The 13,693-nt window shown below is 70.7% G+C and carries 14 protein-coding genes and 2 pseudogenes; 8 read left to right on the plus strand and 8 right to left on the minus strand.

Annotated elements, in window-relative coordinates; all coding sequences use genetic code 11:
- Positions 1-17: 17 nt before the first annotated feature.
- The 3 genes from ACSNOH_RS00110 to ACSNOH_RS00120 form a co-directional block, all read right to left on the minus strand.
- Positions 18-392: a hypothetical protein gene (locus ACSNOH_RS00110; RefSeq protein ID WP_436719036.1), complete on the minus strand. Its 375-nt coding sequence runs from the start codon at positions 390-392 to the stop codon at positions 18-20.
- Positions 393-850: 458 nt separating this feature from the next.
- On the minus strand, positions 851-1,072 hold the full coding sequence (locus ACSNOH_RS00115) for a hypothetical protein (protein ID WP_436719037.1): 222 nt from the start codon (positions 1,070-1,072) through the stop codon (positions 851-853).
- Between the two features lie 76 nt (positions 1,073-1,148).
- Positions 1,149-1,676, minus strand: coding sequence for a hemerythrin domain-containing protein (locus tag ACSNOH_RS00120; RefSeq protein ID WP_436719038.1), 528 nt, complete (start codon positions 1,674-1,676; stop codon positions 1,149-1,151).
- 261 nt (positions 1,677-1,937) lie between these two features.
- Between ACSNOH_RS00120 and ACSNOH_RS00125 the strand changes: the two genes are divergently transcribed.
- A complete protein-coding gene (locus ACSNOH_RS00125) occupies positions 1,938-2,774 on the plus strand; it encodes a class I SAM-dependent methyltransferase (protein ID WP_436719039.1) in 837 nt (278 codons plus the stop codon).
- A 154-nt stretch (positions 2,775-2,928) separates the two neighbouring features.
- Here ACSNOH_RS00125 and ACSNOH_RS00130 read toward each other — a convergent pair whose 3' ends face one another.
- The gene (locus ACSNOH_RS00130) at positions 2,929-4,182 is read right to left on the minus strand and encodes an erythromycin esterase family protein (protein ID WP_436719040.1); all 1,254 of its coding nucleotides are present in this window, start codon (positions 4,180-4,182) and stop codon (positions 2,929-2,931) included.
- A gap of 58 nt (positions 4,183-4,240) precedes the next feature.
- Between ACSNOH_RS00130 and ACSNOH_RS00135 the strand changes: the two are divergent.
- A pseudogene (locus tag ACSNOH_RS00135) lies at positions 4,241-4,974 on the plus strand (TioE family transcriptional regulator).
- On the opposite strand, the gene ACSNOH_RS00140 reads toward ACSNOH_RS00135, so the two are convergent.
- On the minus strand, positions 4,971-5,111 hold the full coding sequence (locus ACSNOH_RS00140) for a hypothetical protein (RefSeq protein ID WP_436719041.1): 141 nt from the start codon (positions 5,109-5,111) through the stop codon (positions 4,971-4,973). The pseudogene ACSNOH_RS00135 and the gene ACSNOH_RS00140 overlap by 4 nt on opposite strands.
- A 10-nt stretch (positions 5,112-5,121) precedes the next feature.
- On the opposite strand from ACSNOH_RS00140, the gene ACSNOH_RS00145 reads away from it, so the two are divergent.
- Entirely contained in the window at positions 5,122-5,244 is a 123-nt protein-coding gene (locus ACSNOH_RS00145; RefSeq protein WP_436719042.1) for a hypothetical protein, read from the plus strand.
- A gap of 117 nt (positions 5,245-5,361) precedes the next feature.
- On the opposite strand, the gene ACSNOH_RS00150 is transcribed toward ACSNOH_RS00145, so the two are convergent.
- Both ACSNOH_RS00150 and ACSNOH_RS00155 read right to left on the minus strand, forming a co-directional pair.
- Complete coding sequence (locus ACSNOH_RS00150; protein ID WP_436719043.1) at positions 5,362-6,873, minus strand: SulP family inorganic anion transporter; 1,512 nt, start codon at positions 6,871-6,873, stop codon at positions 5,362-5,364.
- A 322-nt stretch (positions 6,874-7,195) separates the two neighbouring features.
- Positions 7,196-7,711 (minus strand): N-acetyltransferase family protein, encoded by a 516-nt coding sequence (locus tag ACSNOH_RS00155; protein ID WP_436719044.1) that lies wholly within the window; start codon positions 7,709-7,711, stop codon positions 7,196-7,198.
- 125 nt (positions 7,712-7,836) lie between these two features.
- Between ACSNOH_RS00155 and ACSNOH_RS00160 the strand changes: the two genes are divergently transcribed.
- Complete coding sequence (locus ACSNOH_RS00160; protein WP_436719045.1) at positions 7,837-9,099, plus strand: Gfo/Idh/MocA family protein; 1,263 nt, start codon at positions 7,837-7,839, stop codon at positions 9,097-9,099.
- A 95-nt stretch (positions 9,100-9,194) separates the two neighbouring features.
- Here the strand turns inward: ACSNOH_RS00160 and ACSNOH_RS00165 are convergent.
- Positions 9,195-9,464, minus strand: a pseudogene (locus ACSNOH_RS00165) (phophatidylserine decarboxylase associated domain-containing protein); the annotation flags it as partial.
- 608 nt (positions 9,465-10,072) lie between these two features.
- On the opposite strand from ACSNOH_RS00165, the gene ACSNOH_RS00170 reads away from it, so the two are divergent.
- Genes ACSNOH_RS00170 through ACSNOH_RS00185 form a run of 4 tightly spaced genes read left to right on the plus strand, consistent with a single transcriptional unit; the run spans position 10,073 to position 13,588 of the window.
- The gene (locus ACSNOH_RS00170; RefSeq protein ID WP_436719046.1) at positions 10,073-10,672 is read left to right on the plus strand and encodes a hypothetical protein; all 600 of its coding nucleotides are present in this window, start codon (positions 10,073-10,075) and stop codon (positions 10,670-10,672) included.
- Complete coding sequence (gene bufB, locus ACSNOH_RS00175; RefSeq protein ID WP_436719047.1) at positions 10,669-11,493, plus strand: MNIO family bufferin maturase; 825 nt, start codon at positions 10,669-10,671, stop codon at positions 11,491-11,493. The genes ACSNOH_RS00170 and bufB overlap by 4 nt, the downstream gene beginning before the upstream one ends.
- The gene (locus tag ACSNOH_RS00180) at positions 11,490-12,404 is read left to right on the plus strand and encodes an HvfC/BufC family peptide modification chaperone (RefSeq protein ID WP_436719048.1); all 915 of its coding nucleotides are present in this window, start codon (positions 11,490-11,492) and stop codon (positions 12,402-12,404) included. The genes bufB and ACSNOH_RS00180 overlap by 4 nt, the downstream gene beginning before the upstream one ends.
- The gene (locus ACSNOH_RS00185; RefSeq protein ID WP_436719049.1) at positions 12,389-13,588 is read left to right on the plus strand and encodes a ferritin-like domain-containing protein; all 1,200 of its coding nucleotides are present in this window, start codon (positions 12,389-12,391) and stop codon (positions 13,586-13,588) included. Before ACSNOH_RS00180 ends, ACSNOH_RS00185 begins: the two co-directional genes overlap by 16 nt.
- Positions 13,589-13,693 lie beyond the last annotated feature (105 nt).

Consider the following 13,693-nt stretch of genomic DNA (forward strand, 5'->3'; position numbering starts at 1 on the left):
GGACGGGCTGGGAATCCCTAGCGGACGACCCGGTAGCTGAGGGCCGGGAAGGAGAAGTCGGCCACGTTCAGGCTGCCGAGCGCGTAGTACCAGTCGTTGGGCTTGTCGGGGAGACCGGTCCGGCAGTCGTTGGTGTAGTAGACCTTGATGTCCGAAGCGGTGAAGTTGACCGCGGAGAGCGCGGGCTCCGGCAGGGTCCGGCAATCGGTGTTGTTGATGTCGACCGGCATCTGTCTGCCGGTCAGGCCCTTGCCCGTGGCGAAGTACGCCACGGGTCCGTGGGGCAGGTCGGCCGCCGCGGCGGACGGGGCGACGGCAGCGCCCACCAGTAATGCGGCAGCGGCGGCGGCGAGCACGCCGCCCGCCAGGTTCTTCTTCCGGTGCGTGGTCATGGAATGCACTCCCTTGTGAACGACGTCATCGGGGCGGCCTGCGGCCCGGTGGCACAAGCGCCGGGCGACGGGCCGCCGCGCTTCTCGCGCATTCAATCACCGGACCGGATGATGTCAATTCGCTTTGCTTAAAACTGAATTACCCGGGGGATCCGACCGCGAAGAACGACCGGTTCTCTCGGTGAGCGTGGCCAAATCATGCTGGATGTTTCCGGGACGCTGCGGTGGACGAAGACGATCGTCGCCAGTGCCACCGCGGCGAAGAACCAGCAGACGCCATCGTCGCCGGTGAGGTCGGCGACGGGCAGGAACATCTGCCCTACGGCGAAGGCCAGGCCTACGGCTGGCGCGCGACGTTCACGGCGGTCACCGTTCTCGCCGCCGCCGTTCTGGCGGCGACGCTCGCCGTCTCCGCGCCCTGGATGCCCCGCTTCCTGCAGCCTGCCCCGCGTGAGGGATCAGGGCACCTCGCGCAGGTACACCGCGCCGCAAGAATGACAGAAGGGCCCTCCGTCCGGGGCGCCCCAGGCGTCGGCGGGCTGCGTGGCAGCGGACGCCCCCAGGTCCTGCCCGCACATCGCCACGGTGCTGTCCAGGCGCACCATGTGCCAGATCTTGACGGGGGCGTCCGCCCGAGGGAGGACGCCCTCCTCGTACTCCGCCCGCATTTCGTGCCGCACCAGCACCTCCTCCTTCAGCCGGTGCCCTCCGCCGCGCGGTCGTTGCACGCGTCCGGGCACCGGTCACAGAAACCGGTCACTCCTTGCGCAGGAAGGCGGGCCTGCGGTGGCGCCAGGCCGGCAGATCCAGCGCGTTGAGCGCCGAGACGATGCGCTTCTCCTCGTAGGTGAAGTGCGTTTCGATGAGGGCCGCCAGGCTGTCCACCTCGCGCTGCACTTCGACGGGGACGCGGTCCTCGCCGGGGCCGGGCCGCCCTTTCAGTTCCGTCAGTTCCCCGACGAGCGTCTCGATCCGTTGCAGTGAATCCTCCACCAGGCGGTGGTCGCGGCGCAGCTCCTCCAGGACGGGGCTCAGTTCGGGGAACTGCGCGGCGATCTCGCTGAAGGCGGTTCTCTCCTCGCCCCTGTGATGCCGGTTCAGGGCCGAGCAGAAGGTGAGGCAGTGGGTCCGCAGTTCGCGCAGGGGAGCGCCGTCGGAGACATCGGAGAGATCGGTGAGATACGCAGCGACGTTGGCGCGCAGAGTGGAAAGCTCCTCACGGAGCCACAGATGTACGTCGATCAGCTGATTGCCGAACGCTTCGAGGCGTTCGTGAGATGTCACCAAGGTCAATCCATTGGTTCCGCGCCTCCATGCCCACGACGGTCTCTTGGCCGGGTGCACTGCGACGCTGGCAGGTTTTGTAACCGGCGTGCGGAAGCTCTGTCAAGCGCGACCGCGCCGGTTCTGACGCCGGGCTGTCCCGTTGCCGGATCGCTATATGAGGAGCATTCACAAATTGATCATTTTGTGATATTGTGAACAAAAGTGCCGCTAGTGTCCGTCCTCGTGATGAACAACGGACAGCCCAGCCGAACGGCTCTCATGGCAGCCGCAGCGCGTGCGGCACACCTCCTCGTGGACGGCACCCCTTCGCTCTTCGCCGACACCCTGGCGCAGGCCTTCCTGGAAGAGCGCGCCGAGGAACTCCTCGGCTACCACCACTCCTACGGCGCCCATCCCATCCTCGCCGGGGCACGGACCACGGCCGTCACCCGCAGCCGCTACGTCGAGGACCGGCTGACCGTACTGGCCGGCCGGGGCGTCGACCAGTACGTAATTCTCGGCGCGGGACTCGACTCCTTCGCCTACCGGTCGCCCTTGGCCGAGCGCGTCCGGGTGTTCGAGGTCGACCAGCCCGCAACCCAGGAATGGAAGCGGGCTCTGCTGACCAGGACCGGAGCGCGGGTTCCATCCTCCACCGTCTTCGTCCCGGTCGACTTCGAGCGGGAGTCCGCCTGGTCACTGGCCGGCCACCTCGTTCGCGCAGGCTTCGACACGGACAGCCCCGCGCTGGTCAGCTGGCTCGGAGTGACCATGTACCTGACGCGGGAAGCGATCGGACAAACCCTGGGGGCCGTCAGCACCTTCGCTCCCGGCACCGAGCTCGTCGTCGAACACCTCCTCCCTGACGGCCTGCGCGACGACATCGGCCAGGCCTACGCGGAGCACGTCATGGCCGCGGCAGCCGAACAGGGCGAGCCCTGGCAGACCTTCCTGAGCACCGAGCAGATGGCCTCCCTCCTGCGCGCACACGGGCTCCAGCCCGTCGAGTCCGTCCGCCAGCACGAAGCGCTCGCCCCCGCGGAGTGGGAACGCGCCGACGCGCTCCGCCCGTTCACCTTGTCCGTGCTCGCCCGTGCGAGCGTTCCCGCCCGCTGAGGGACGCCGGGGCCGGGCAACATGCCCATGCGCAGGGCCGGCTCGGTGCAGGCAGGGCCCCGGCAGCCCTGTCCACCGGCGTGCTCGGCATCCGGCTGGAGCCTTCGCCGGCCCGGCGCCGCACGAGCAGCCGGACGCGGCCCGCCACCGGGGGCTACTTGCGAGTGCCGTCGCTGTGGTCCGTCCGGCCCAGGCTCTGCGGCACGTCCTTGATGAACACGACCCCGTCGATGCCGGCCAGGTGAGCCGGGTCGAGCGGGGCGTAGCCGAACCAGGGGGACACGCGGGGCGCGGGACGTGTGTCGCCGAGAGCGGTGGACAGCCGCGGAGCGTCGATGACGCAGGGGTCCGCCGGCAGTGCGTACAGGAGTCCTTCGACGGTGTCGTGGGGCGGGGTGTCCACTCCCTGGTGCCGGATCGTGCCGAGAGCCGTGGCCACGAAGGCGTACTCGTCGCCGAGCCGGGCGTTCACCAGCGCACCGGCGCTCCACCACTCCACCGGCCCCTGCCACATCCGCATCGCGCTCTTCTCCCGCTGGAGGTGGGAGTTGTGGGCGTGTACGAGTGCCGGGCCCCGTTCGGCTAGGGCCAGGAGGTTGTCGGCCATCATCGCATCCCGCAGCGCGCACAGGCGCGTCATGCGGGCCGGGGAGGTATCGGCCATCCAGTGGTGGTAGCGCAGCAGGCCGGTGGCGGTGCGTGCGTAGAGGCGCGCCCGGTCCAGGCCGGCCCGCGAGGTCGCCGCGAGAAGGTGCGGCGTCTGGGCGTCGAGCAGTGCGACCAGGTCGTCGGCGAGCAGCCGCAGCTCCTTGGCATCGGCCGACCGGCCTACGGACCGCGCCGGGTCCAACATCGCTGCCGGATCGGTCCATCGGCCGTCGGTGCCGAGAAGCTGGTCGAGCGTTGCGGAGGTGCAGGGGAGCAGGTCCGCGTCCACCCGGTCCGCGAGGTAACCGTAGAGCGCGGTGAGGGCCTGACGGGGGCTCGCGGCGTGGGTGATCTCCAGCGGGCCGTCGAAACCGGCGAAACGGAGCCGGTCGGCCGCGGGCCTGCCGTCGCTGTCGGCGCGGACGTTGTAGGCGCGCATCCAGCGCACGAGCTCGCGGTTGGCCGCGGAGGCGCCGAACCCATGGCTGAACCCGCGCTCCATGACCTCGTCGAGCGTGCCCGTGCCGGAGGCGACGTACTCGTCCACGACCAACCCCATCAGGCAGTCGCTCTCGATCGCGATCGTCCGGTAGCCCTCCTCCTCGACGAGCTGCCGGAAGAGGTCGTTGCGCAGTTCGAGCAGAGTGTCCTCGCCGTGAGCGGGCTCGCCCAACGCGAGCAGCCGGGGCCGGGCCGGGAGCAGCCCCATGACGGCGGCAGCGTCGAAGGTACGGACGGTGTCCCTGATGTCGGTAACCATGCCTTCAACGGTATCGTTGAACCTTCGGTTGAAACTTTTCCGCGATACCAGCAGGGCCATGGAACGAAACCTTCAAACCGGCGAACGACTCAGGCCCGTTGACCTGGCGCGCGGGCACGGTCTGTCCACGCAGGCGATCAGGAACTACGAGGAAGCCGGCATCCTCCCGCCCGCCGGTCGCACCGCCCACGGCTACCGCACCTACACCCCGCTGCACGCCCAGGCCCTGCAGGCGTTCCTCGCCCTGGTTCCCGGCCACGGCCACCGGACGGCGACTCCATCATCCGAGCCGTGAACGAAGACGCGACCGACGAGGCGTTCCGCCTCATCGACGAGAGCCACGCCCAGCTCCTCGGTGACCGCCGGACCCTCCAGGCCGTGGAGAGCGCCCTGCGCGACCTGGACCCCGCCACGGCGCCCGAACCGGCCGTGATCTCCGGGCGACCCGGCAGCACGTTCATCGGGCCGCTGGCGGAAAGCCTCGGAATCCGGCCCGCCACGCTGCGCAAATGGGAGCGCGCCGGGCTGGTGCGCCCGGGCCGCGACCCGCTGACCGGGTACCGCGTCTACGACGAGGCCGGCGTACGGGACGCCCGGCTCGTCCACCAGCTCAGGCGGGGCGGCTACCTGCTGGAGCAGATCGCCCCGCTGATCGCCCGGGTGCGGACTGCCGGCGGCCTGGAGCCGCTGGAAGCCGCCCTGGGCGACTGGCGCGGCAGGCTGTCCGCCCGCGGGCGGGCGATGCTGAATGGGGCCGCCGAGCTGGAGGCGTACCTCCGCGAACGCGGCTAGCACGCCCACGGCTGGGTGCTCAGCCACACGTCCTTCTTCGCGAGCATCGCGATGGTCTCCTCGCTCGCGAGGTGCCCGTGCTCGATGGAGATGATCCCGGCTTCGACCGAGCGGCGGATGCCTTCGGAGTTGGCCATGATGCCCGCCGTGGCGGAGCAGCTCGCCTTCATCAGGGAACGCATCGTCCCCAGCAACGAGGAGATCCCCCTGGTCGACGCCCTCCGCGTGACGGTGCTGGAGTGCATGAAGGACATGCAACTGCTGGGCTGACACGTGCTGGGCTGACACATGCTGGGCTGACGCACCACGCGTCGTGGTCCGGTCCGCCGGCGACTCCCGGCGGACCGGACCACGTTCTGCGGCCGGGCGGGCAGCCCCGCCCCGTGGTCAGTGACCGGGCGTGAGTCCGCCGGTGAGCCGGCCGTGCAGGCGTGCGCTGGGGGCGTTGAGACCGGTGATCTCGACGGTCTTCCCGTGCGAGGCGTACGTGGCCTCGATGGCGTCGAGAGCGGCGACGGAGGAGGCGTCCCAGATGTGGGCGGCTGACAGGTCGATGACGACCCTCTCGGGGTCGGTGGCGTAGTCGAACCGGCCGGCGAGGTCATTGGAGGAGGCGAAGAACAGCTCTCCGGTGACCCGGTAGACGACGGTGGCGTTGTCAGGGTCGGTGACCGCTGTGACCTCGGCGAAGGCGGCGACCCGCTTGGCGAAGACGACCATGGCGGCGACGGAGCCGACGATCACACTGACGGCGAGGTTGTGCGTGGCGACCACGCACACCACGGTGGTGACCATGACGGCGATCTCCCCGGCCGGCATGCGCTTGAGCGTCCTCGGGGCGATGGAGTGCCAGTCGAAGGCCGTGAACGACACCATGATCATGACGGCGACGAGCGCGGCCATCGGGATGCCGGAGACGACCGGGCCCAGGACGATGCACAGCACCAGGAGGAAGGCGCCGGCCAGGAAGGTGGACAGGCGGGTGCGTGCACCGGAGACCTTCACGTTGATCATCGTCTGGCCGATGACGGCGCAGCCGCCCATGCCGCCGAAGAAGCCGGTGACGATGTTGGCGATGCCCTGGCCGACCGACTCGCGGGTCTTGGAAGAGGGCGTGCCGGTGATGTCGTCGACCAGCTTGGCCGTCATCAGCGACTCCATCAGCCCGACGAGCGCCGTGGCGAAGGCGTACGGTGCGACGGTGGTCAGCGTGCCGAGGGTGAGGGGCACGTGCGGCAGGCCCGGCACGGGCAGGGAGGACGGCAGCTCGCCCTTGTCGCCCACCGTCGGCACCGCGATGCCGGCGCCCACGGTGATGAGGGTCAGGACGACGACGGAGACCAGCGGGGCCGGAACGACGGTGGAAATCCTCGGCAGGAGCACGAGCAGCGCCAGCCCGCCGATGATCAGGGGGTAGACGGCCCAGGGCACGTTCCGCATCTCCGGCACCTGAGCCATGAAGACGAGGACGGCGAGCGCGTTCACGAAGCCGGTCATCACCGACCGGGGGATGAACCGCATCAGCTTCGCGACCCCCAGCGCACCGAGCGCGACCTGGAAGACGCCGGCGAGGATGACACCGGCCAGCAGGTAGCCCATGCCGTGCTCACGGTTGAGCGGGGCGATGACCAGGGCGACGGCACCGGTGGCGGCGGAGACCATGGCCCGGCGTCCGCCGACGACGGCGATCGTGACCGCCATGGTGAAGGAGGTGAACAACCCGATCGCCGGATCGACCCCGGTGATGACCGAGAACGAGATCGCCTCGGGTATCAGCGCGAGGGCGACGACCAGGCCCGCCAGCACTTCGGTGCGCCAGACCTTCGGATCGCGCAGCCAGTCCGGCTTCAGGCGGCGCAGGTACGCGGCCGGCGACGGGACGGAAACAGCAGAAGACAAGGGAACGGAAAACCTGTCGTGCTCGGGCACGCCCCGTGTGGGGCCGGGGGCGCGCGGGAGGGGAGGGTGGAGCCGGGCCGGCACCCCGCGGAGGCTCCGTGCGCGGAGCCGGAAGGACCCGGTCCACCCTAACCGCCGCACGAAGCCGCTCGGCTTCGCCCTTGGAGCAGATGCGCGACCTGCTGGACGCCACCGACCGCCTCGCGCCCGGCGGCGCCCCCAGCGCGAGGCCCTCCCGGAGCGCGTGCGCGAGTACAAGCAGGCCGCCACCGAGCAATCCGCGACCTAGCAGGCTGCCCCCGAGCAGGCCGAGAGGCTCCGATCAGCCGGCTTCGGGAGGCGCCAGGACCTTGACCATGGACTGGCCGTCCGGCCGGACGCGTACCACCGTGAACCCTTCCTCCTCGTAGAGAGCGAGGGCGGGATTGTCCGCCACCACGTTGAGGGACACCCGCCCGTGCCCCGCCTCGCCTGCCAGCCGGAGCGCCTCGCGCAACAGCGCACGCCCGACCCCGCGCCCCCGCCACAGCCCGAGCACCCCCATCGTCAGCTCCGGCACACCGTGGGCGACGAACCCGTAGCCAGGACGGTCCGAGGGGAAGACCCGCAGCCACGCGGCCCCCACCGGAGAGCCGTCCGGCCCCTCGGCCACCGCCCCCAGGTCTCCGGACCGCGGCCAGCCGGCCGCGTAGTGGGCGATGCGCTCGTCCCGCAAGACCTCGTCCCCGCTGGGCCTGAGCCGGCCCGGCCGCCAGCTGACGGCTTCGGCCAGCATCTCCGCCAGGAACGCGGCGTCCCCGGACCGTGCCGACCGGATCACGTATCCCTCAGGAGTCACCGGTGGATTCTTGCCCCGCGTCGCCCTCGCGGTCATCAGCACGGCGAAGGAGCTCGCCCGACGGAGCGGCCGGGCACTGCCGGAAAGCGCCCCCTGCGCGGCGTGGCGCTCCATAGGGTTGCGGCATGCCGCCTGTCTCTCTCCTCGTCATCGGCGCCGGCGAACGAGGCACCGGGTACGCCAAGTGGGCTCTCCAGCACCCCGACCGGGCGACCGTCACCGGCGTGGCCGAGCCACGCGCCGTGCGCCGCGCCCGGCTCGTCGAAGAACACGGCATAGCGTCCGAGAACGCGGTCTCCCACTGGAAGGAGCTCGCCGCGCGCGGCAAGATCGCCGATGCCGTGCTGATCTGCACCCTCGACCGCGCACACGTCGAGCCCACCGAAGCCTTCGCCGCCCTCGGCTACCACATCCTGCTGGAGAAGCCGATGGCTCTGGACGAGGAGTCCTGCCGGCGGGTCGTGGCCGCGGTCGAGAAGGCCGGCGTCATGCTCGCCGTGGGCCACGTCCTGCGCTACACCCCCTACACGCAGGCGCTGAAAGCCGTCGTCGACTCCGGACGGCTCGGCGACATCGTCAGCATCCAGCACCTGGAGCCCGTCGGATTCTGGCACCACGCCCACTCGTTCGTCCGTGGCAACTGGCGCCGCACCGACATGGCGACGTCCATGCTGATGGCCAAGTCCTGCCACGACCTGGACTGGCTGCAATACGTCGTCGGACAGCCGCCGCAGCGGCTCTCCAGCTTCGGCCGCCTCTCGCACTTCACCCCGGCCAACCGGCCCGCCCAGGCGGCCGACCGGTGCGTGGAGTGCGCGGTCGCGCACAACTGTCCGTACTCGGCCACGCGCTTCTACGGCGGCATGCTCGACCGCGGAGAACACCACTGGCCGCTCAGCGTCGTCGTCGACGACTTCACGCCGCGAGCGCTCGACCAGGCTCTGCGCACGGGGCCCTACGGCCGGTGCGTGTACGCCTGCGACAACGACGTGGTCGACCATCAGGTCGTCGCGATGGAGTTCCCCGGCGGAGCCACCGCCACCTTCACCATGACCGCGTTCAACGAGGCCGCCGACCGCAAGACCCGGATCTTCGGCACCCGGGGCGAGCTCTGCGGTGACGGCGAGACCGTACGGGTCTACGACTTCCTGACCCGCACGGAATCGGAGGTCACGCCCGCGCGGCCGGGGGAGATGACCGCGGCCGGTGGCCACGGCGGCGGAGACGCGGGCCTCATGGACGCCTTCGTCGGGGCCGTGGCGACCGGAGAGCCCGCACGGATCAAGTCGGGCCCGCGCGACTCCCTCGCCGGCCACATGGCGGTCCTCGCGGCCGAGCGAGCACGCCTGAACGGCACGGTCGAAACGCTCGGCTGCGGCACGGGATGAGCCGCACGGCCGCGGACGCGTCGGCTAGGTGCTCGCCCGCGGTGCCGTGCCCGATCCGCTCCACGGCCCGTGGCCGCCGTGTTCTGGAGGACGGCCCGCGGTCCGTCGTTGAATTGGGGGAGCCGGAAGGCGGCGAATCCCGGCGGCGTCAGGCGCATATAGCCGAACAGCGCCGACATGAGCAGGAATATCTGCTTGCGAGGGTCCCGCTCGAATGCCGGTGCCCAGGAGATAACGACGTTGAGATAGGCGAGGAGCCCGTCGAGGGAGCGAATGTTCCGGGCTCCTCCGGTACCTCCCGGATCATTTTTGTCCACGTACATCCGCGTGATTCCGTCACGATGGAGGAGCGCGGCGAATTCCAGGACCGCGGGGCCGAGTTCCTCCCTTCAGGCCCGCTGCCCGCTGGGCGAGTCCCTTCTGGCCGCCGCCGCGGCCGTGTGCCGCACCGGTTCCGGAAGGCGGTCCCGGCGGCGCGCGCATGAGCGCCGAGAGGGGCGACGGCGAAGGAAATCCCAAGAAAACGCTCCTGGCGGAAACGCCCGTGGCTGATTTCCTCGCCGCCCCCCTTGCGTCGCCGTAAGACATCTTCCCAAGGAAGACGCACCTGCGGAACAACGGGAATCCGGCCATTCGGCCCGGCTGTGCGCAGCCCGCCGACGGTGGCACGTAGTGCCAAGCGGGCGCGCGCAGGGAGCCCGCCGCACCGCCCACCGAATCATTCGGGTCATGATGCCGTCGGACGCATGTTTTAAATTCCCCGGGCGGCGCCGCCATGCGCAGTGAGGATTCAAGCGGAATCCCGCCGTCATCACCGTATCGCGGTGGCCGGGAAGGGCACCCGGCCGTGCCGGTGGCCGAAGGGCGCCCTGGCCCGTGCCGCGGCGGACTGCGAAGGATGGGCGGTCCAGCCACGCAGCTCCGGGAAGCGGGCGCCGCCCCGCTCCCGGCCGTCGGAAGGGAGGGCACACCCATGGACCCGCAGCACAGCGAGGGCGCCGCCACGGCAGCGCGGCGGCGCGCCAAGGCGCAGGAGGCCGGACCGGAGCGTGCCGAGCCGCGCGACCAGCAGGATGCGATCGAGCTCCACGTGTGCAAGGGCCTCAACGCCTGCAAGGGGCATGGCTTCGGCGGCACCGGCGACATGGCCGGCACGGGGGAGTGCGCCACCGTCTTCCACGTCTGTCACGGGCACAACGAGTGCCGGGGCCAGGGCGGCTGCGGATACGCCGGGTCCGACGCCGAACAGGCCAAGCCCGGCGACCAGGAGTGCCGCTGGAACGGCAGCTGCGCCAGCCCGATCAACGAGAGCCGGGTGCACGCGGCCGGCCCGTACCGCGGGACCAGCGTGTGGAAGCGGGCCCGCAAGCTCTTCGAGCAGCGGATGTACGAGGCGGGCGTCCCCTTCGGCCCGTCGCCCGGGGAGGGCTACCCGGACGACCTCGTGCCCAGTTACGAGAAGCCGCGCCCGATCCCCGGCGCCGACGGCAACGGCGTCAACAGCAGTGGCAGTGGCAACGACGGCTACGGAGCCGGTAACAGCAGCGGCCCCGGCCCCCGCAACGGCGCATGACGCGCCGCGACCTTGGCTTCGGCATCGGCCTGCGCTCCCCGCACCTGCGCCACGTCCTGGAGCAGCAACCGGCCGTGGACTGGTTCGAGGCGATCTCCGAGAACTTCATGGACTCCGGCGGCTTCCACCGCCACGCCCTCGACCGGATCGCCGAACGCTACCCGCTCGTCCTGCACGGCGTGTCGATGTCGATCGGCAGCACCGACCCGCTGGACCTCGCCTACCTCCGCCGGCTGCGGCGCCTCGCCGACGCCACCCGCGCCCGCTGGGTCTCCGACCACCTGTGCTGGACCGGCGTGGCCGGGCTGAACACGCACGACCTGCTGCCCCTGCCGCTGACCGAGGAGGCTCTGGCCCACGTCACGCGGCGGGTCGGCATCGTCCAGGACGTGCTGGAGCGGCAGCTCGTCCTGGAGAACCCCAGCACCTACGTGGAGTTCGGCGGGGCCACCATGACCGAGTGGGAGTTCCTCTCCCGCCTCGCCGCCGACTCCGGCTGCGGCCTGCTCCTGGACGTCAACAACGTCTACGTCTCCTCGGTCAACCACGGCTTCGACCCCACCGAGTACCTGCGGGCGCTGCCGCACGAGAAGGTGGTGCAGATCCACCTCGCCGGCCACACCGACCTTGGCACGCACATCGTCGACACCCACGACCGGCCCGTGGCCGACCCCGTATGGGAGCTCTACGCGCAGGCCGTCGCCCTGACGGGGCCGGTGCCCACACTGCTCGAACGGGACGACCGGATCCCGCCCTTCGACGAGCTGCTCGACGAGCTGGCGACGGCCCGCCAGTACGCCGGCGCGGGCGCGGCCCGGTGACGGGCCCGCGTTCGCTGGCCGAGGCCCAGCGCCGGTTCCAGCACGCCCTGCTCGACCCGTCGCAGGACGCGCCGGAGGCGGTCCGGGACCTGGTGACGTCCACCGAGCGGTTCATCCTCTACCGGCGCGGCTACCGGCTGCGCCTGCTGGAGACCATGCGGGCGCTGCACCCGGCCCTGCGCACCCTGCTCGGCCCCGGGCTGTTCGACGACTTCGCCCTCGGCTACCTCGACGCCCGCCCGTCCCGCTCGTACACCCTCGCCCGGCTGGACGAGCGGTTCCCCGAGCACCTGGCCGCCGGCCGACCCGATGGCGGCGAGCCGCCCGGGCGGCGCGAACCGTGGATCGACCTGATGATCGACCTGGCCCGCTACGAGCGCGCGTTCGCCGAGGTGTACGACGGCGCGGGCATCGAGGACGGCGCGGGCATCAAGGATGGTCCGGGCACCGAGGACGGCTCACGCACCGAAGACCGTGACGATCCGGAGAGCACCGGCCTCGTTCCGGCAGAGGACGGATTCCTCGACGCGGTCGCGTTCCCGGCCCCCTGCGTACGGGTGATGCACGCCTGCGCCCCCGTGCACGAGTACCACGCCGCGGCTCTGCGGGGCCGGGCCGGTGACCCGCCCCGGCCGCGCCCGGTGGGTCTCGTGCTGTCCCGGCGTGACTACACCGTCGTCACCGTCGAGCTGCCCCCGGCCCCGTACCGGCTGCTGAAAACCCTGCTGGAGAGCAGGGCCACCGTGCGGGAGGCGGCCGCGAAGGCCCGGATCGCCCCGGGCGAGGCCGGCGGCCTGGTGGGCGCCTGGGCGAGGAGCGGCTGGATCTCCGTACGCGGCACGGGCGCGCACGCGTCCCTACCGGCACCTCCACCACGAGAGGAGAAGACCACGGCATGGCCGACGACCTGAAATTCTCCGCACCCCCCGTCATGCGCTCGCACCCGGTCAACCCCACCGAGCCCATCGACACGCTGCCGGAGCTCCTCAATCACCTGCACCAGGCCGCCTACGTGGAGATGTCCACCATCCCCATGTACCTCTACGCGGCCTTCTCGATCGAAACCCGCGGCTACTCGCAGTGGGACCCCGGGGTCGGCGCCTCCCGGCTCATCCGCAGCATCGTCGTCGAGGAGATGCTGCACCTGACGCTGGTGCGCAACCTGCTGGTGGCACTGGGCGACGGCGCCGACGTCACCTTCTATGACGACAAGTTCATGCCCAAGTACCCCAGCACGATGCTGCACCGGTCGCCGCCGTTGTTGCTCCACCTCGGGAAGTGCACCCCGGACCAGGTCAGGGACGTCTTCATGGAGTTCGAGCGGCCCAAGCCGGACCCGCTGGATCCCCCGCCGCCGGACGGCTGGTACGCGACCGTCGGCGAGTTCTACCGCGCCATAGAGGACGGATTGCGCCGGCTCGACCAGACCATGGGCGCGAAACTGTGGGCCGGCAACCAGCCGGACCTCCAGTACGTCGCCGCGTACTGGAACAGGGACGGCGGCGGCAAACCCCTGCTCGTGCACGACCTGCAGAGCGCCCTCGACGCCCTGAAGACCATCGTGGAGCAGGGCGAGGGCCTGGAACCGGGCGAGCCGACCGTGCCGGTCGACCCGGTCCACCCCAAGGCGGGGCTCGACGAGCTCCCGCACTACACCAAGTTCCAGCGGATCGCCGAGGGCATCGAGGGCATCGGCACCCTCCACGACTTCCGCACCGACCCGCACGCCGGCGACTATGCCGCGGACGCCGGGCTCACCGCGCTCAACACCCTCTTCAACGCTGCCTACAGCTACGTCATGCACATGCTCGACGTGATCTTCCGGACCTCGTGGAAGGACCTCAAGCCCGGTGAGAGCAACTTCCGCTACCACCTGGAGCGTTCCTTCATCTCCGCCATGCAGGGCATCCTCGTCACGCTCGCGGAGACGATGGCCGCCGTCCCGGCCGGGCCGACCTTCGAGTACTACGCGCTTCCGGAGCAGGGGAAACAGGCCCACCTCATCGAGCTGTGCGACAAGGCGATGACGTACTTCCCGCAGCTCGGCGGTGACAACAGCGTCCGCTGGCTGCTGGCCAAGCTGCCCGACGTGTGAGCGGTACGACCGCCGCCCGACGCCACAAGAACCGAACTACCGCAAGGACCGGCCACCTCAAGAACCGGCCACCGCAAGCCCCGAACCACCGCAAGCCCCGAACCA

This window comes from Streptomyces sp. URMC 127 (genome assembly GCF_051386535.1).
In the GTDB taxonomy this organism is placed as follows: Bacteria; Actinomycetota; Actinomycetes; order Streptomycetales; family Streptomycetaceae; genus Streptomyces.